The sequence below is a fragment of the Solihabitans fulvus genome (assembly GCF_008386585.1).
GTDB lineage: Bacteria > Actinomycetota > Actinomycetes > Mycobacteriales > Pseudonocardiaceae > Solihabitans > Solihabitans fulvus.
This window is the reverse complement of the sequence record NZ_VUOB01000067.1, coordinates 1-18,347: the sequence shown is the minus strand read 5'-3', so window position 1 is coordinate 18,347 and position 18,347 is coordinate 1. Positions and strand designations below refer to the sequence as shown.

General features: G+C 69.4%; 16 protein-coding genes. 2 read left to right on the top strand and 14 right to left on the bottom strand.

Annotation, left to right across the window (positions count from 1 at the left end):
- Positions 1-34: 34 nt before the first annotated feature.
- The 8 genes from F0L68_RS33290 to F0L68_RS33255 all read right to left on the bottom strand — a co-directional run bounded on the left by F0L68_RS33290 (position 35) and on the right by F0L68_RS33255 (position 8,324).
- Complete coding sequence (locus tag F0L68_RS33290) at positions 35-1,150, bottom strand: TniB family NTP-binding protein (protein ID WP_149853856.1); 1,116 nt, start codon at positions 1,148-1,150, stop codon at positions 35-37.
- On the bottom strand, positions 1,147-3,279 hold the full coding sequence (locus F0L68_RS33285; RefSeq protein WP_149853855.1) for a TnsB C-terminal domain-containing protein: 2,133 nt from the start codon (positions 3,277-3,279) through the stop codon (positions 1,147-1,149). The genes F0L68_RS33290 and F0L68_RS33285 overlap by 4 nt, the downstream gene beginning before the upstream one ends.
- A complete protein-coding gene (locus tag F0L68_RS33280; RefSeq protein WP_223199352.1) occupies positions 3,276-3,947 on the bottom strand; it encodes a TnsA-like heteromeric transposase endonuclease subunit in 672 nt (223 codons plus the stop codon). The genes F0L68_RS33285 and F0L68_RS33280 overlap by 4 nt, the downstream gene beginning before the upstream one ends.
- 59 nt (positions 3,948-4,006) lie before the next feature.
- Entirely contained in the window at positions 4,007-5,119 is a 1,113-nt protein-coding gene (locus F0L68_RS33275; protein WP_223199361.1) for a hypothetical protein, read from the bottom strand.
- Positions 5,120-5,387: 268 nt separating this feature from the next.
- Complete coding sequence (locus tag F0L68_RS33270; RefSeq protein WP_149853853.1) at positions 5,388-5,783, bottom strand: TniQ family protein; 396 nt, start codon at positions 5,781-5,783, stop codon at positions 5,388-5,390.
- A gap of 183 nt (positions 5,784-5,966) precedes the next feature.
- Positions 5,967-6,944, bottom strand: coding sequence for a C40 family peptidase (locus F0L68_RS33265; RefSeq protein ID WP_149853852.1), 978 nt, complete (start codon positions 6,942-6,944; stop codon positions 5,967-5,969).
- Positions 6,941-7,261, bottom strand: coding sequence for a hypothetical protein (locus tag F0L68_RS33260; protein ID WP_149853851.1), 321 nt, complete (start codon positions 7,259-7,261; stop codon positions 6,941-6,943). Before F0L68_RS33260 ends, F0L68_RS33265 begins: the two co-directional genes overlap by 4 nt.
- A 7-nt stretch (positions 7,262-7,268) precedes the next feature.
- A complete protein-coding gene (locus F0L68_RS33255) occupies positions 7,269-8,324 on the bottom strand; it encodes a replication-relaxation family protein (RefSeq protein ID WP_149853850.1) in 1,056 nt (351 codons plus the stop codon).
- Between the two features lie 76 nt (positions 8,325-8,400).
- On the opposite strand from F0L68_RS33255, the gene F0L68_RS33250 reads away from it, so the two are divergent.
- Together F0L68_RS33250 and F0L68_RS33245 are read left to right on the top strand one after the other, a co-directional pair.
- Positions 8,401-8,904 (top strand): hypothetical protein, encoded by a 504-nt coding sequence (locus F0L68_RS33250; RefSeq protein ID WP_149853849.1) that lies wholly within the window; start codon positions 8,401-8,403, stop codon positions 8,902-8,904.
- A 38-nt stretch (positions 8,905-8,942) separates the two neighbouring features.
- Positions 8,943-9,347, top strand: a complete 405-nt coding sequence (locus F0L68_RS33245) for a DUF4265 domain-containing protein (RefSeq protein ID WP_223199351.1) — start codon at positions 8,943-8,945, stop codon at positions 9,345-9,347.
- A 190-nt stretch (positions 9,348-9,537) separates the two neighbouring features.
- Here F0L68_RS33245 and F0L68_RS33240 read toward each other — a convergent pair whose 3' ends face one another.
- Genes F0L68_RS33240 through F0L68_RS33215 form a run of 6 tightly spaced genes read right to left on the bottom strand, consistent with a single transcriptional unit; the run spans position 9,538 to position 18,171 of the window.
- Positions 9,538-12,168 (bottom strand): type IV secretory system conjugative DNA transfer family protein, encoded by a 2,631-nt coding sequence (locus F0L68_RS33240; RefSeq protein WP_149853847.1) that lies wholly within the window; start codon positions 12,166-12,168, stop codon positions 9,538-9,540.
- Between the two features lie 57 nt (positions 12,169-12,225).
- Positions 12,226-14,175 carry a VirB4 family type IV secretion system protein gene (locus F0L68_RS33235; RefSeq protein ID WP_149853846.1) on the bottom strand — a complete coding sequence of 650 codons (1,950 nt, stop codon included), beginning with the start codon at positions 14,173-14,175 and terminating at the stop codon, positions 12,226-12,228.
- Positions 14,175-15,386 (bottom strand): PrgI family protein, encoded by a 1,212-nt coding sequence (locus tag F0L68_RS33230; RefSeq protein WP_240543024.1) that lies wholly within the window; start codon positions 15,384-15,386, stop codon positions 14,175-14,177. The genes F0L68_RS33235 and F0L68_RS33230 overlap by 1 nt, the downstream gene beginning before the upstream one ends.
- Positions 15,387-15,445: 59 nt before the next feature.
- Positions 15,446-15,670, bottom strand: a complete 225-nt coding sequence (locus tag F0L68_RS33225) for a hypothetical protein (protein WP_149853844.1) — start codon at positions 15,668-15,670, stop codon at positions 15,446-15,448.
- Positions 15,667-17,856: a TrbL/VirB6 family protein gene (locus F0L68_RS33220; protein ID WP_223199350.1), complete on the bottom strand. Its 2,190-nt coding sequence runs from the start codon at positions 17,854-17,856 to the stop codon at positions 15,667-15,669. Before F0L68_RS33220 ends, F0L68_RS33225 begins: the two co-directional genes overlap by 4 nt.
- Before the next feature lie 3 nt (positions 17,857-17,859).
- On the bottom strand, positions 17,860-18,171 hold the full coding sequence (locus F0L68_RS33215) for a pilin (protein ID WP_188316962.1): 312 nt from the start codon (positions 18,169-18,171) through the stop codon (positions 17,860-17,862).
- Between the last annotated feature and the right edge of the window lie 176 nt (positions 18,172-18,347).

The window sequence follows — 18,347 nt, the reverse complement described above, 5'->3', positions numbered from 1 at the left end:
TAGGCGCGGAGCTGCGCCGACAGTCTGCTGGAAATCAGCCGGCTTTGGCTGTGGTCTTGCTGGTGGTCGTGGTCCGGCACTGGGTGCGTCGGTAGGTCTGTTGGGCGAGTTCGCTGATCTCGATGCTGTCCATCAGGTTGCGGGTGATCGCTTCGTCGCCGGTGAGGATGGCTTCGATGGCGGACTCGCGGACGAGGTCGGACAGGCCGCAGATGCTACCGCCGGTGCGGTCATGTAGGTAGCGCCAGAGTCTGGTGAGGCTGCCGCGTTTGTGTTGGTAGAGCAGCAGAGCGTCTTCCATGGCCTTGACCACGGCGGCCCATTCTTGTTGGCCGGCGGTGTTGGTGATGCTGAAGGGAGACATCTTGTGCAGGGTGTTGCGGCCGGAGGTCTGGGTCGCCCGGCTGCTGCCGTTGCCTTCGAGGAACAGGCCGGAGGTGGCTAGGTCGGCGCCGGTGTAGATGAACGTGGCGGCGGTGTGGTTGGCGAGGTATTTGAGGTGGTCGTTGACGACTTTGCCTTCGCGGGCGGACAGGTCGAGGAAGTGCACGTCGTCGATGATCACCAGCTCGGTGCCGCAGAGTCGCATCGCGTCGAGCACGGCGGTGGTGATTGCGGTGCGGGTGGCCTTGTTCGTGTGCGGGTGTCCAAGGTAGTCGGCCAGTTGGGTGGACAGGTCTTTCGGGGTGGCTTGGGCCGGGATGTTGAGGTAGACGACCGGTGTGTAGTCCACTGCGTAGCCGTCGATGACGTAGGGCGTGGTGGGGTCGAAGCGGTGTGGGTGACGGCGCTGGAGTTGCCGTTCGACGTCGGCGGCGAAAATCTTGACCAGCGTGGATTTGCCGATGGTGGCGGGGCCGTCGAGCACGATGCCGCGGCGGGCGCCGGGGGCCTGGCGTGCGTTGGTGCGCATCCGTCTGTGCATGTTGTGGTGCAAGCGTTTCATCTGTTCGGTGCGCACCAGCACCAACGCGCTGTGGTAGTCCTGCCGGGCATCGTCGAGCAGGAGCCGCTCAGGTTCGGGCAGACGCTGGTAGGTCGCGCGCGGCGGCATGACCGGACGTGCTGGCGGCGGGGTGGTGAGGTAGGCGCGCCATTCTTCCTTGCTGCGTGGCTCGGCCAGTCCAGGATGCGCGAACGATGACGTCACCGAGGGTCTCCATGGTGGTGTGGGTCCCAGACGTCGGCGGCCTGCAGGCTATCGAGATCAAGCTCTTCCACTACGTGCGGCGGTGTGTCGGCGTCGTCGATGTCGTTGCTGGTGGGTGTTGCGCGTCGACGGTCGCGGTGGTGGGCGCCGGCGCGGTGGGTGTCGCGGGCCCACCGGGTGCGGGCGGTGCGCGTCCAGGTGTCCGGTGTGTCGGCGCGGTTCTGCAGTTCCAGCAGTGCCGAGGCGACGGCGTCCTGGTCGGTGTCGTCACGTCCCCTGGTGTGGATGAGGCGGCGGGCTTCGCGCAGGGTGATGTCGGTGAACGGCTGGTGGTCGTCCAGAGCGTGGGTCCAGCGCAGTGTGTGCCAGCAGCCGTCGGCGGGGTCGTGGAAGAACGCGTGGAGCAGGTTGCGCGGGTCGTGGCGGATAGGCCAGAGTCCGTCTGGGTAAGGTGATCGGGTCTTGCGGTATCGGCGCAGCACTGGCGCGGTGTAGGTGAGGTGTCCGATGCGGACGCCGGATGGCTGGATGGTGCGGCCGCGTCGGCCGGCGATGGGCAGTAGCTCGTAGTAGAGGTTCGGGTCGGTTGGGCAGGTGGCGTAGCCGGCGGCGGCGATCGCCATGGTGTAGGCCTGGTTCGGGGAGACGTTCAGGTCGGGGAAACCGTGCAGGATCAGGCCCTTGTGGCGGCGGCGCTGGTAGACGGCGACCACGTATTCGGCGAACAGCTCGGTGATGTCTTCGATGCTCCAGCGGGCGGTGTCGTCGGCGCGCAGCCCGCGGTGCTCGACACCGGAACCCGTGTAGCCGGCGAGGTGTTCGCAGAACTGTCGGTTGATCGTGTCGAACACCCGCTCCACCTGCGGTTTGTCTGTCGGTGTGTACTTGCGTGCGTCTTGGACGCTGATCCCGAGCCGACGGCAGACCCGGATGACCACGTCGGACTGGTAGGGCTTGCCGTGGTCGAACAGCAGCGTTTCGGGATAGATCACTGGGCGGGCGGCCGCCTCGGCCAAGCGCTGATCGACGGTGAGCATCCGCTCGGTCGGGACGTGCAGCATCGCGTGGCGCAGTTGGTCTGGCCAGTGCGGGCGCATCGGCTCCGGGACCATGATGTCGGCCAGCAACAGCCCGATGTCGACGCTCTTGGTGCCGCGCGGCGTGAACCGCCACGCCACTATCGATCGGGTCGCCAGGTCCAGCGCGACGGTCAACTCGACGGGCACGACCGCGTCGACGTCATGGTCGTAGGCGAGCACGTCCAGCCCCGTGCTGTCCACCATCACGACCTGCCCGGGGCGGGTCGCGGTCACGACGCCGAAAGTGCGGTCTGGCTGGGCAGCGGCGCGGATACGCCGCGCGGCCGGATCGCTGGGCCGCAGATCCACAACCTGGTTGACGATCCGCCGGAAGGCGTCCTTGCCGGGCAAGACCACGGCGCCAACGCCGTGCTGGTGGTCCAGCCGGTTCTGGGTGCGGCGATGGAACCGGTTGCCGATGGTGGCCGAGGAGTCCAATCGTTCGGCGGCGGCCTGCTCCCTGATCGCCTCGATGATGCGAGCATCGACTCGGGCCAACGGGTTGTGCAGCCGGGTCTTGCGTTTGTCGACCAAGCCGGTCAGCCCGTTGCGCTGCCAGGCCGTCCGCAGTTGCCACAGCCGCCGGGAAGTACGTCCCAATTCAGTGGCCTTGGCGTCAATGCGTTCGCTGAGCGTGGTGTGGTCCGGGTCGAAACCGGCACGGGGCTCCCCGGCCACGGCTGACAGGCGGTTGCCCGAACGGTGGCCCGTCTCGGCCTCCAGCAGGTGCGCCTCCAACTCGGTCACCCGTGACCGCTCCGCCTCGGGCAGACCGAGCAACACCGCATCACGATCAGCCACCAATCCCACGCCGCCGACCGGGTTCGCCGACTCGTCACCAGGTGAGTCCTTCATGGACTGTTCAGTGGCGGGTTCGGCGGCGCCGGCACGGAAACTGGGGTCCGACAGCAACGCGCCCACCAGGATGATCTGCATGTGGCCGGCCTCCGACCGCAGCCGAATGCCGCTGTCGGTGAACCCGGCGACCTGATGCCGCTCGTCCTCGAACTCGACCCACTCGCCCAACGCCAGTCTGATTCGCCCGCTCACCGCGACGTCCCTTCCGCGGCCCGGACGAGGGTGCGCTCACGCAGTGGCGTGTCCAGGTCGCAGACGAGCCGATGTCGCCACAGCAGATGGAAGATCACCGGCCGCACGAGCAACGGGGCCGGCATGGTCGCGGCGAGGTCACCGATTCTGACCGGCTGCGCTGCCGCGGCCACGATCTCAGGCTCCAGATGTGCCACGGCGTGCAGCGGTCGGCGATAGCCGGCCAGCCAGGCGATGTTGGCGTGGCGTTGTGCGGGTGGCGCGTCGACCATCCGGTAGTCCCAGCCGAGCTGTCGGCAGGCGTCGGCGGTCCGTTTCTCCTGGCGTTCGACGGCCGGGCTGTCCCGGCGGCGAGGATGCTTCACATCCACGATCAACACGGATCCGTTCACCCGGCGCGCGAACACGTCAGGCACGTGCCGCCACGCCCCGTCGTGGTCGCGGGCGCGGATTTCCAGGGCCTGAGTGTTGATGGCGGCGATGGTCGGATCGAAGTCCAGCAGCGTCAGCCACTGGCATTCCAGGAAACTCTCGTAAGCCAGCAATGTTCCGGTGGTCGCCGACCAGTACTGGCCCGGGGTGTGCCACTGGCCCGGATAACTCTCGATCGTGCGCACCGCAGGACAGTTCTCGAACGCGATACCAGCCATGTCCTCGACCGTGGCCACCTGCGGTGCCCCGTGCGGGTCCCTGTAATGGACCCTCAACCGCGACGTGCGCTGGCCCGTCATCGGACTCCCTTGCCGACCAACACCTCGATGCCGTAGTCGCGCAGCTCGCGGGCCGCGCCCGGGGTCAAGCGGGTCAGGAACCGCCGGCGAGCCGCGCTGGCGCGCGTGCGTTCGTCGCCGTGCGATTCGGCGGGGCAGCGATAGGTTGGGGCGTCTCGTAGGTCGCCGCTGGTGATCTCCGCCCAGATCCACGCGGCGGCATGCCGGCACTGCCGCGGGCTGGTCCACATGCCGTGACGGACGCCGATCTGCGCGAGCAGCTCGTATGGCACTTCGACGAGATCAGCCAGTGCCGTCCGGCGAGCCTGGTAGTCGATCTGCCCGCGCTCGACCAGCCGGCCCATCACGGTCGTGGCCGCGTCCCACAACGCCGTCTCGGTCACCTGGCTCAAGATCAGCGAGGCGCGCTGGTGCACCGTGCCGTCGTGGCCGGGCATCTCCAGCCACTGTGTCGCCTGCTGCCAGGAGCGCGCACCCAGCAATCGGGCACACGCCGCTGACAGCATCCGCCGGACGGTCTGCTCGGTGACTCCGACCACCGGTCCGACCAACTCGACGCAGTCGGCGGCGTCGACCAGTTGAGGAATGTGCCGCACCTGCAACTCGGCCGCTGCCCGCGATCGCGGCACGCGCCGCACCGCGGGATCGAACCCGCGGTGCCGCGAGCGACGGATCGCGCGCCATACCCGATCCAGACTTTCGGGCCGATCCACTGTCCACATCCGATCTCGTCGATCGACGTGTGTGGCCAACAGTTCGGCTTCGGCCTGTGCGACCGGCAGTAGCAGCTCCGCGCACTCCGATGGGTCCGCCGCGGCCAAGACTGGAGTTGCCAACAGCAAATCTGCCGCCGCGTGCGCGGCACTCGGCGGCATCCCCGAGCACAACGCCTGCCGGGTCGACCGACGCCGCGCGGTCTCGGTGAACGCTTCCACCGCGCACGGCGGCATACCCTCACACTCCCGCACAAAATCCACCGGCGCGAACATTCGGTGCAGCGCCGCCACGAACCGCAACCCGTGAAACCATTCCCAAGGCGTCACAGTCGCCCCAACCACCGAGGACGAAGCGCCGAGGGCGACCGCCAGCACCGTGCGCTGCACGGCCACCAGCTCAGCCGACGCCGCCGGGGTGTCCACAGTGTCCATCCGGCACGCGCATTGACCCGACTCGTCCGGCTCAGCGACGCCAGGGCCGGAATTCCCACACAGCAGGGGATTCGCCGTTCGTCGCCGCGGCACGTCACCGCCTCGGTTGGTGTGGCCACGTCGCAGTGGCAAGGCACATGTCGGGCAGTCGTCCACAAGCAGCATCTGGTGCCGGATACACGCCGCCGCGATCCCCAGCCGCCACCACAATTGCCATATCCCGCCAGACTCAGCCAGGCAGCGCGGACAGGCGCGGGTGGAGGTGAACAAACGCCCACTCCCGGGCCGCAACCGGCCGCAGCGAGCGCTCGTCCTGGATATCCAAGGCGGTGAAATCCAATGCGGTGTCGGTAAATCGGGACAAACACATCGACTCGAAGGCCGCTGATGGCATGCCGGTTGCGGCGGTCAACCCCGCGGTGCTGCTCGGTGTTAACGCGATTCCGTAAAAACGTGGGCGTAGCGTGCTGCCACCCGCGCCAACCCGGCAGTCGAGCCCCAGCCACCGCGCCGCGTTCCCTGTGGAGGTGCCGTAATCAGCAGCCGCCCGATCCACCCAGGAGCTGAGCGACTCGCCATCAGCGGGCAGCACCACCGAAGGTAGCCGTCGCGCGCCACTGTGCATCCGGGGCTCCTTTCACGCGCCTCCGATGGCTCAGACATCGCCGTCAACCCTGCTGAACGCACGCGGGATGGGCAAAGCCATCCCTTCGCGTGACCTGGCCGGTGTGGCTCCTTGCCGCCCCTGCGCTCCACTGGCAAGATGCCTCAATTCGTCCGCGTGACGTTGCCGGCGCAACTAATCTCTTTACCCTGCAACGACTCCAGCGGGGCGAGACGCACCCGCATAGTCGCCGAAGCTGCGATAGTCCTCCACTTGTACCGGTTGTCCAAAGATTGGCGCGTTGACGATCAGCTTGCCTCCCAACGAGATACCGACATGGTGGATGTCGTTGGGCGTGCCGAAGAAGAGCAAGTCCCCCGGCAACGGGGAAGCGCTCGCAGGCAGCCGAGGCCCGGCGTCGTACTGCGTCTGCGCGGTTCTCGGTAGATCGATCCCGGCGGCGGCGTAGGCGGCCTTGGGCAGCCCTGAGCAGTCGAAGCCCGGGTCGCCGTTTCCGCCCCAGACATACGGCTTGCCCAACTGTGCGCACGCGAACCGGACGGCCACCAGTGCTCTGCTACTGAAATGTTCACCGCTCGACTGAAGCGTTGACTGAAAAGTAGGGCACGCTACTGAAGCGTTCGACGCCGTTTCACAGTACTTCTTGGCCTGGTCCAACACGTCCCGCACGTACCACTCCGCGTGGTTGTAGGCGAAGATCGCCGAGTGCAGGTCCCCGCGTCCGGCTCCGTTGTCGCACAGGTAGTAGGCGGCGGCGTAGATCGCGTCGTGTGGGGTGTACCGCGACGGCGGGCTGGCCCCACCCGCCGGGAGCGGGTGTCGTGCCACGACACTGTCGAAGCTGCCTTGCAGGAACTGCATTGGCCCACCGGCCCCAAAAGCGTTGGCACCGCTGGACACGCCCGGCAGTGTGGACCGGCCGTGGTCGGTCTCGATCTTGCCGATGGCGGCGAGGATCGACCAGTCCAACCCTGGACACACCCCGGCCGCCGGCCGGTACAAGGCGAGGTAGTCCGGTGGGATGTCGGCCAGTGCGCTCTGGCTGGGCTGGCTGCCGCCGCCGCCGAACACCGCCGAGATCGCCCCGGACACCCCGGCGGCGATCAACAACGGAATGAGGATGATCACGCCGATCGCGGCCACGCCGACCTTCGCGATCATCGCCTGCCCTCCCGCCAATAGGTGAACTGGGTGCGAGCGCACCGCACGGTCCTACCGGTCCCGCGAAGGACGAGCAGCCCGCACACCGTCGCGGGGATCCACGCCCACGCGGCCCAGTCCCAGCGGGTCAGGCCGATCACCAGCCACACGGTGACCACCGTGAACAGCACGGTGGCGAAGGCGACCTCCGGCAACACATGCCCTGCCGGGCGCAGCCCTCGCGGGGTGTCGACCCAGCCCGGCATCGCGTCGACCTCGATCCGCCGCAGTTCGGCGGCCAGTCGTGGGTAGAAGATCGCGAAGTCTCGCGCGTCCATCCCCGTCTCACCGCCTGCCCGTGCTCGGCCCGCGCGAGGTGGCCGGCGGCATCGGCGCGGGCGCCGGGGCCATCAGCGCCGGCGAGTCCGCGCCGTCCTGTTCGTCGTCGGGGTCGGTGACCGGCGGCGGGACGTGCGGCCACGCGGCCAGCAACTGGTGCAGACCTCGCCGAACGGGGGTCGCGCCGTGGTTGTCCAGCGGGAGCCAGACCTCGTCGGCGGGACTCGGGTGCGGCGCGGTGGGGTTGAGCAGTTCGGCCGTGGCGGTGGCCACCGGCACCGAGTCCGGGTCGTCGAGGTCACGCCACGCCTTGTGTAGCAGCTGGCGGGCGGTGGCCTCGCGCCGCGAGGTGGGCAGCCACACCAGCAGCGGCGTGGTGATACCGGTTGCCGCGGCCAGCGCCGCGTAGCCGGTGAGCTTGCCGGTGAGTTTGCCCAGGACCTCGGTGCCGAAGTCGTATTCGAGGAAGAATTCGACGGTGTGGCCCTGGCTGCTCCAGCGTCCGTAGGCGTCGGGTTTGATCAAGTCGCCGAAGTGTCGGGCGCATCGGGCCTCGGCCCACCAGGCGTCCAGCGTGGTGTGCTCGTCAGGGTCGGGGTGGCGGGCGTGGTCGATCAGGGCGGTGAACCACTCGTTGACCCCGACGGTGTGGGCCAGGCGCAGGCTGTGGGCGATGCCGAAGGCCCGGTCGTGCCGGTAGCCGAGGTCCTTGACGTCCAGGCCGTCCTCGGCGGCCAGCACCGCAGCCCCGGCGGGGGCGAGCACGTAGTGCATCGGCGCCGTGCCGACAGTGACGAACGGTTGGAAGCGGTCGAGCACGCCCCACTGGAACAGCTCCCGCAGCCGCATCCGGCCCGAGCGGAACGAGGGGAAGGCCAGTGCGGTGACCTGGTGGGCGGTGAGCACGCGGTGCTCGTGGATCATGCGGATGATCCACCGATCCCGCGGGGTCAGTCGCCAGGCGAGCAAGCCTTGGTGGTCGGCGGTGTTGGCCGAGCGCGGGGTCGGGCGGGTGGGTTTGTGGCCGCGAAGGGATCGCTGCCTGGTGGGGTTGGTGATCATGATCGCGACGACCTCCGGTTAAATAGGTGGAATTGCATTGGTTACAACATTGGGCAGATCGCTGTGACTGCCGTCTTTGCTGGCCAAGCGGGCAGAGCAGGTTGTAGCCGCGCACGGCCGCTACGCCGAAGGCGCCGCTGCGGCCGATCGCAGCGACATCCGCACCGCCGTAGGGTTTCTCGGCTGGCCGGAGTCCATTGCGACCCCATTGGGTCAGCTCACTCAACAACAGCTCGACAGTGGGTTGCACGACAACCCGACCCAGCGCCGCGACGTCATCCGCTTCCTGCGCTGGGTGATCGCCCGCCGCATCATGGCCAAGCTCGACATCCCGACGGAAAAGTCGAGACTGCCCGTCACCTTCCAGACCGAAGCCGAGCACCGCCAGCAGATGCCGTCCGAGGGTGGTGGTGACGGGCGGTTCTCGACTCGCGAGTGGTTACCGGACACCGTGGCGGTGTGCTGGCTTCTTGGCTGTGAGCGAACATCGGTGCCCAGCGCGGATGAGGCGGGAATGCTTGCGACGTGGCCTCAAGGAGTCGCGTACCGATGGTCCTGCCGCCCGGCTGGGTGCAGGTAGGGTTCCGCACGTCAGGTGGCCCAGTCACGAGTATGGACATGGCCGCAGAGGCGCTGTCGGTCGACAGGATTCGGTTGCTTCGTGCGCCATGGGGCGCTTTCAACGCCGCCAAAGGCGACATCTTTCGAGTTCGGCCAGACGTGAACGGTGACCTGTGGGTAGAGGAGAAGCTGGAGGCATCCGGATGGTGCGCCATCTACGTTGGCGCCACGTCGGACGGTCCGCTTCAACCACTCAACGAGCGTGACAACATCGTCTTGGACAAGTTCGCTCCCTTGGGAGTTACTGGTGCTGGGATGTTCTGGATCGCAGTGCTGGATGTTCCGCCGGACGCTGATCTGGCTGCCGTCCGACGGTTGCTGGACGAGGGCACGCGCGAAGGCTGGTGGGATTACCGCGAACTGTGTGTCACCGACGCCTGGAATGCGGCCGCATCGCCGTAGACCCGCGCCTATCCCACCGCCACAGGACTGACGGACCAGTTGGCGTGCGGACGGGCAGCATGGACTCCGCACGTACCGACCGAACTCGCCAGACTTGAAGCCGTGAATACCGCCGGTCTCGAATACCGTCGCTTCACCAGTCAATTCAGGCACCGATAGTGCGGGAGTTGGGTTGTCGTGGTCGCGGCGGTCAGCCGTGGCGGCGCGGGTCGGTGCGGTGCGGCCGAACCACCGGCCCGGTCGCGCGGTCGTGGTTCGCGGGCCGTGACCCTGTGGTGGGCTTCTGTAACGGCCGCGAGGACGAGCCGCCGTTGGTCGTGGTTGGGGCGGCCGTGCGGGTGCGCAGCGCGCACCGGACCACAGCGCGGATCTCTCGTGCCCTGCCGGGGATCGCGCGCGGGAGCGGTTGGGTGCGCATAGTGAACGGCTGCGCCTCTTCCCCGTTGAGAACCAGGCGGACGGCGGCGTGGTAGACGCCGAGGTGCGCGAGGTCGTGATCGGACAACCTGGGTGCGGTGTGTCGGGAGAGCTCGCGGGAGTCTTCTGGGCTGGCGTTGAAGAAGACCTTGCTGCGGGCGTTGGTCGACATGCCCTCCCGCAGTTCGCGGGGAAGCTGCCCGAGGTGTTGGTGGGCCAGTGTCATCGCGACCCGGAAACCCCGTGCCTCAGCCAGCATGTCCTCGATCGGATAGGGCAAGTTCAAGAAATTGTGACACTCGTCGATGACCAGTGAGGCGTCTTTGCGCCTGCGTTGCGGGGTTCGCGCGCGCCCGGTGGTGGCCTGCCACGTGCGCGCGACTACCAGCGACCCGACCAGTCGGGTGGTTTCCTCCCCGAGACTTCCCTTGGGGATACGGACAAGGCAGATACCACCATCGAGCACTTCACTCATGTCCACTGTGGAATGACCGCCCGCGATGGCGTCCCGGACGAAGGGCCGCAGCAGAAACGCGCGCAGCTTGTTCATCAACGGGCTGATGACCTGGCTGCGGCTGGAGTCGGTCAGTTCCTCGTACCAGGTCCAAAAGCCGCGCAGGACCGGGTCGGTGACTCCGGCGGTGACCCGTGAGCGGAACGCCTCATCGATGAGCAGCTTGGGCAGGTCGGCCAGGGTCGCGACGCCTTCCTGGGTGCGCAGCGTCAGGCACGCGGCGCGCATGACGTCGTCGGTGCGCGGCCCCCAGAACGCCGAGTACACCCGCCGAAACACGGACACGAGGTTGTCGACGGTCAGGTCGGTCTCCCCGCCGTCCAGTGGATTCAGGCACGGCGGACGGCTGCGGCTGTCGGCGTCGAACAGCACGACCCGGTCCGCCGCCGAGCGCGGCAGGCGGGACAGGACGTCAGTGACCAGGTCGCCCTTGGGGTCGATCAGCACGATGCCGCGCCCGGCCTCGGCGTCGGCCAGGATCATGTTGCCCAGCAGAGTGGACTTGCCGGAGCCGGTGGCGCCGATGACGTGCAGATGGTGTCGGGCGTCGGGCACCCGCAGCGCGACCGGCCGCTCGTGTCCGGTGTCGGTGATCCCGAGCGGCTTGGCCTGCGGGCCAGGAGTCGCGATGCCCGGAGGCGGCGAGATCGCGCGGGCACCAGCACGCTGAACACCAGGGATCGACTCATCGACGGGCAAGTGCGCCAGTGCCGCCAGTTCCGGCACCGACAGTAGATCTCCTCGACCGAGGCGGCGTTCGTCGATCACGGTGCCGGGGTGGCGGAGGCGTGTGCGGCCGTAGCGGTTGTGTTCGGTGTAGGAGGCGAAGCTGGCCGCGAGGGCGTGTGCTCGGCCGCGGGCGACGTCGCGGGCGGTGCGGACCTCGCGGTCGCCTGCGTCGGCGGGTAGGAGGGTGGCCACGGCGTAGCGGATGATCGTCTCGAACTGGCTGCCGCGTTGTTTGGTGACGATGGCGCGGTTCTGCGCTCCGTATTCCAGCGAGGTCTGCGGGTCGCTGTGCAACTGCCCGGACGTGGTGGCGTGTCGGGTGCGGCCGGACTTGACGCCGGGCGTGATGAGGTCGAGCAGCCGGCCGACCAGGTGGGTGGAGCCGCCGGTGTGCACCCGCCGCGCCGACCGGCGTGCCTTCGCGACGCGGTGGCCGGTGACCGGGCGGGCCAGGATCTGCACACAGGCGTACTCCTCGCGCCCCAAGCCGACGGGCGCGCCGATGAGGGCGCGGATCGGGTCGGCGTCGAAGTCGGTGCGGATCGGTAGTGCCTCGCTGCGGGCGAGGCGGAGTTCACCGCCGACGACCAGCCGCCGCTGCCCGTCACCGTGCGGCGGCAGCGGCGGCTCGGCCGCGCCGACGCGGGTGTGCGTGCCCGGCCAGGCGGCCTCCACGGCACGCTCGACCAGGCCGGGTGGGATGACGCCGGGCACCCATAGCTGGATGGCGACCCCTGCCTCGGAGAACACGTACTCGCACGCGACGTGCGGCTGACCGACCAGAGCGCGGCGCCACGCGGGGCGCAGCAACCCGACGAGGTTGGACCACAGTGCGGCCCCGCCCGCGGGGTCGACGGTGGGCGGGGCGAGCACGGTGATCTGGCGGGCGTCGGCGAGCAGGGCGGCATGGCGGCGCCCGGCCAGCCACCGCCGCTGCGAGATCACCACGAGTACGGCGAAGGCGGCGGACACCGACACGGTGGGCCACCAGAGGGCAAGCCACTGCCCGATCGGGGTCAGCAGCGCGTGCAGGGTGCCCAGCGGATCGCGGAGGTACTGGCCGAGCCAGCTACCGGACAGGCCGGTCGGCTGTGGCCCGGTGCCCGGCGCGGGGGCGGTGGCGAGCGGGTGGATGAGAGCAGCAGGTATCACAGCGATCATTGCGAAAGTCCTTTCACCAGAACAGGAATTGAGACCCGGCAGCGCGGGGTGGTGGTGTCAGGCGGCGTCGAGTTCGATGTGGTCGTCGGGGTCGGAGGACCCGAACTCGTCGCCGTCACTGGCCTGGGGCGTGTCGTCGGCGAAGCCCAGATCGACGTAGGATTGCTCGTGCTCGGCATCGCTGGTGTCAGCCGTCTCGGCGTATTCGGCGAGTTCGGCGGGGCTGCTCGTGACGAGAAGATGCTCGGTTGGCGACGCGATCGATTGGAACGCCACGTGCTGGGTTCCTGCCGAGAGCAGTCCCTGTCCCTGGTCGGCTGACAGCAGGAACTGACGTTCCCCGGCCGACAGGTCGAAGGTCTGGGTGATCTCGTCGATGGCTTGGGAGGCCTGGCGGAGCAGGATCTGGGTCGCCGCGTTCGCGACGACGGCTTTCCCGAGGTCGCTGCCGAGAACGTCGGCGGTGTCCTGGGTAGCGACGGTCAGCCCTGCCCAGTGTTTGCGGGAGGCTTTGGCCATGCGGAACAGGAACTCCGCGCCGGAGGGCTGTTTCATCAGCAGCCACGCCTCGTCCACGACGACCAGACGCGGGCGGCGGATCGCCGGGTTGGACACGCGCCGCCACACCGCGTCCAAGGTGAGCAGGGTGCCGATTGGCTTCAGTTCGTCGGGCAGGTCCCGCAGGCTGAACACGATCAAGTGCCCGTCGGGATTGGTCGTGGTCTGTCCGTCGAACAGTTGCTTGAACGCGCCCTCGACGTAGGGGTGCAACTTCGCGGCGAGCTCGGTTGCGGCTCGGTCGCCGGCGTGGCCGGCGGTGGCGAGTTGGTCGCGCAAGGTCCGCAACGTGGGTGAGGGGCGGGTCCAGGTGCGGGCGTCGGCGGTGATCCCGACAGCCTGGTAGGTGGCGGCGATGGCGCGGTCCAGCGCGGCCCGCTCGGCGGAGTCCAGCTCGCCGCCGACGAGGACGGCGACGACGGTGTGCAGGAACAGCGACCGGCGCACGAGGGCGTCTTTCGGGGCGGTGCGGCGGCCGTCGTCGGTGCGGTGGATGGGCAAGTCGAACGGGTTGAGCCGCACCCCCGCCGCGCCGAGGTGGACGTAGGTGCCGCCGACCGCGGCGGCCAGCCGGGCGTACTCGTCCTCCGGGTCCACGACCGCGATCTCGATGCCCCGGTACAAGCTGCGCAGGAGTTCGAGCTTGACCAGGTAGCTCTTGCCCGCGCCGGAGCGGCCGAGGATGACGGAGTTGTGGTTGTGCATTCCCTCGCCGAATCGGTCCCAGTGCACCAGTCCCTGGGAGCCGACGTTGTAGCCGTAGAGCACTCCGGAGGGTGCGGCGACCGAGGTCGGGTCGGCCGCGGGCAAGTCGGGCGAGGTGAACGGGAACGCCGCCGACAACGCGCTGGTGTCGAATGTGCGGCGCATCCCGATGAGGTCCAGGCCCATTGGCAGGCACGACACCCAGCCCTGCAGCGACCGATAGGTGGTGTGCTTCGCGTCCAGCAACAGGCTCGCGGATAGGGACCGCAGCGCGCCCACTTCGTCGTGCAACGCCCGCTCGGTCGGGGCGTGGATCGTGAGGTAGAGACCGACTCGGAACAGCTTTCCTTCGCCCCGCGCGACGCGAGAGGACAGGTCGTAGGCGTCTTCGGTGGCGGCCTCGACCTGCGGGTCGTACAGGCGGCCGTGCTCGGCGGTGTGCCGGCGCCCGGACTCGAGTTTGGCGAGCTGCTTCTTGAGCCTGGCGGCCGCGGTGGCCGGGTCGATCGGCCCGACGTGCAGCGCGACATCGAGGCGGCCCGGGTAGGTCAGCAGCGGGGCGAGCCAACCGGGGTGCACCTCCCTGGGGAATCCGGTCACGGCGAACGAGGACACCCACTCGTTGCCGACTTCCAGGTGGCGTGCACCGACAGAGAGGGCGTCGGGGGTGAACGCGGCGGCGCGGGAGGCGGGCCGGGTGCTGCGGCGGCGCTGGCCGCGCCGGGTTCGTGCTCGGGTGGTCATCACGACCGCCTCCTGTCGTCCTCGTCGTCTTCGTCGTTGTCCTCGTAGTCCCAGTCGTCGATGTCGGCGTCCGGGTCGGGCTCGGCGCGGCCGTCGGCGCCGTGATCGGCGTGCCAGAACCTGGTGACGGCGAGGTCGTCGTCGCTCAGGTCACCGCCGCCGGTGGTGGTGATGACCTCGTCGGCCCCAGCCAGCCCGGCTGAGGGCGGCAGGAACGTGTCGGGGTTGCAGGCACTGGCCAGGACGCTGGTGGCCTGTCCGGCATCAAGGGGGGTCACCACGATCCCGGCCGGTGCCAGCAGTTCGACGGCCTCACCGAGGCGGCGCACCAACCGCGACTCCGCCGCCCGCCGCACCCCGGCGCTGACCCGGCCGGTGTCGGTGTTCGTGCGCCGTTTACCGCGGGCCAGCGCGGTCAGCACGGCGAGGGGGGACGGGCCGCCGAGGCCGTCGGTCGGGGCGGTGGTGGCGCCCATCGGCTCGCGCAGGACCAGCAGCACCTGCCGGCGCAGCAGGTCGGTCTGCTCCCCGAGTTGGGCGAGGTAGTCGGCGTGTTCGAGGGCGGCGGCCTCCAGCGCCGGGTGCGGCAGGCCACCGGCCCTCGCGAGCAATTCGTTGATCTGCCCGGACAGGTCGAGGCGTTCGGTCCGAACGAGGATCTGTACTGGGGCGGTCAGGCTGTGCAGGTACCGGCCGAAGCTGGCGACGAGCGCTTCCTGCTCGGCGGGTGTGCGTAGCGCGAAGTTCACCGTGGAGGCGACAGCGACGACGGCCAAGCCGTCGTCGCCGAGGTCGACGACGCCGGTGTCGGTGATCGCCTCGGCGGGCAGCCGTAGTGCCGAGGGCGAGATCTGCTCCCGCACCGGCGGCGCGGTGCCGTTGCCCTTGCCGCCGCGCCCAGTGCTGGTCGCGGCGGTCTGGTTGGTCAGCCAGGCAGGGGCGGGCCGCACTCCCTCCGGGGCGGAGACCCGGTGGCGTGGCGCGACGCGCTGGCGGATCGCGGCCACCAGCATCCGGTCCATCGAGATCCCGTCGCGTTGGCCCAGCGCGAGGATCGCAGCAGCCGCGCCGACAGGGATGGCCAGCGCGAAGAACACCGGGATCGGCAGGAACGCGCGGGTGGCGGCCCAGGCGGCGTAGAGCACCAGTCCGGTCACGCCGAGGATCGCCAACTGCCGCGCGGTCAACGGCCCCAGGACCCGGTCACGCATGTCGACGTCGGCCGGGATGCGCACGGCATAGGACCCGGCTGTGCGGGTGTCGTAGGCACTCATTGGTCCTCGCCTCGTTTGTGGTCGGGGCCGGTCGCGGGGCGTCGGGAGGTGGGCGCGGACGGGCCGCGCGCGCCGCGCGGCCACGTGCCACTGCGGCGGGGCCGGTGGCGGCGCGGCGGCGGGAGGTGGCCCTCGCGGCGCAGTTCCTCGGTGAACTCTTGTTGCAGGGCGGTGATGTCCTCAACGGTCAGACCGTCCGGGCTGTAGTCGGGCGTGCTCATGGCGTTCCTCCGGTCGTGGGTTTCGGCGACGGGGTGGGTCGCGGGGGTTTCGGGAGGTCCAGCGGGAGCCGGAGCTGCCGTCCACCACGTGCTGCGGGCCGTGGTGGCGGGGCCGGTGGTGGCGACGCGGGTGCGGCCGGTGGGACTCGGTGGACGCCGTCTAGCGGCAGCGGGTATTGCCCGGATCGGGTGGGCCGGTTGCCCTTGTAGGGGTCGAACGGCAACTTCAACTGCGTGCCGCTCGGCCGAGGTCGGGACGGTGGTGTCGCCGGTGGTGGTGGGCCGGCCGGGCGCGGTGTGCGGGTCACGCCCAGCGGCAGCGGGTACTGGCCCGAGCTGGTCGGCCGGTTGCCCCAGTACGGGTCGAACTCGAACTGCAGTTGCTGCCCGCGGCGACGGCCGCCGCTGGGTCGCGGCTGGGGTGAGGCCGGGGGCGGGGTCGGCGTGACCCGCTGGACGTCCAGCGGGAGCCGGTACTGCCCGTCGCGCCCGAGGACCGGTTTGTTCTCCGGCCAGTCATCCCCCAACGGCAGCGACAACTGCACCCCACCAGGCGAGTGCCGAGGACCGAAAGGGTTCTTCGTTGCCCGAGCGGGATAGCGCTGGTGCGGCGGCCTGGGCAGTTTGCCGCGCGTGAGGCCGGTCAGCGGCAACACGTACTGACCACTGGATGTGGTGGTCGGGTTGGCATAGGGATTCGTGCTCCCGCCGCCGCTGTCGGTGCCGCTCCGGCCGCCACCGGAAGGACGCGGACCGCGACCACCGCCGCGACCGCCGCCGAGTAGGCCGAAGGTCTTGTACGCCAGGAACCCACGCACCAGCGACCCGGCCAACGACCGGCCGCCACCGCCGCGCAGCGACCCCAGGATCCAGAACGGGATCTTGAACAGGATGTACATCAACGCGAGCGCGACCAGCAGGTTGACCAACCCGCTCCACGTCGGGCCGAACATCGTGAACCCGCCGGGCGCGAGGAACACCCTCATCGCGGTGATCAGCGTCAGCGACTGGCCGACCTGGATGGCCAGGCAGCCACCGAACGCCTTCCACCACCACTTCGCGATGCCCTCGGTCTGCGGCAACGCGTGGAACATCAACGCCAACGGCGCCCCCGCGATCAGGATGACCGTGAGCGCGACCCGGACGATGTAGGTGACCAGCAGGACGACCAACATCCCGGCCAGGAGCAGGCCGACGAAAATGATGAAGATCCCGCCGTTGAGCGACCCGAGGACGAGGCTCTTCAATGTGTCGCCGGCCGAGCTGGCGTCCAGTCCGCCACCCATGACGGCCTGGGCGAGGCCGTTGGCGATCTGGATGCCCTGGGTCGCCACCCACAGGCTCAACGCTCCGGCGAGGAACCCGACCACGATCCGCGGCGCGATCTCCTTGACCGAGTGCCGGGTCTGCACCGTCTCGTAGCCCATCACCAGGATCCCGGCGATCAGGATCAGCAGGGCGTAGGAAGCCAGCAGGATCTGCCAGGAGTTGTCCCACAGCTCCCCCACACGCGGCAGCGAGTCCAGCGTCGGCGTCGTCAGCAGCGTCCTGGACAACAGGTCCAGCAGCGGGTTGAGCGCGGCGGTGACGATGCCCCGGAAGAAGCCGTTGATGGCGTTGGTGACGCAGCCGCCGATGTTGGTGAACCCGCAGTCCGCGTCACCGTCGCCGCTGTCGCCGCCGGGTTGCCCGGTGCTCGATCCGCTGGCCGGGGGCGCGGAGGTGCTGGGCTGCGGGATGCAGCCCACGCCGGTGCACGCCGGCGTGGTGGGCGAGAGGGCGCTGGTGGGAAGGTGACAGATCGGCAGCGGCGAGGACGGCGTGCACGAGTCGACCGTCGGCAACGGCAGGGGCGGCGGCGCGGGCGCGGGTTGCGCGGCCGGAGCTGGGGGCGCGGCGGCGGCGTTGACCACGAGCACGCCGCCCAGCAGGACCACCAGGCTCAACGCCAGCAGCGCCAGCGCCCGGCCTCGCGTCATGCGCGGCAGCCACTTCGCGACCCGTGCCAGCCGGCGGCGCGGGCGGCCACCGCCGCGGCCGGTGGTGCTCGCGGACGGGGGCGCGAGCTGTTCGCGGTCGGCGTTGGTGCCCGCCGCCGGACGGGCCGAGGCGGGCTCGTCGGCGCGCGGGCGGCGGACAGTCCATGGGACGGGTGTCTGGTGGCGGGGGTGCTTGATCGCGGACATCGCTCAGGCCCCCACGATGCCCTGGAGCACGGTGACGACCAGCGGTGCGAGCGCGGCCAACGCGTAACCCATCCCAGCGGCCTTGAAGCTCGTCTTGGCCTTCTCGACCTCGCCGGGGTCACCGCCGCCCATCACGTAGCGGACCCCGCCGATGCTCAAAAAGACGGTGGCCAAACCGGCGAGGATGCCCATCACCCAGTTGCGGATGTTGGTCAGCACCTGATCGACAGACCCGGCCAGCGCGAGGACCTGCGTGGTCTCCGCGTGCGCGGCCGAGGCGGACAGCAACAGCACGAGAACGGCCAGCTCGGTGATCACGACCAGCCGTCGCCGAAGCGTGTGACGACCGCCCTTCGACCCGCGAGAGATCGGAGGTGTGATGGCCTGCCCGTCGGTCGAGCGGGCGGCGCACGAGCAGGCGAGGCGGCCTCGCCAGGGCGCCGTGGTGTGCTGGGCGCCGGGTCCATGGCCAATGCCACTTACTTAGCGAA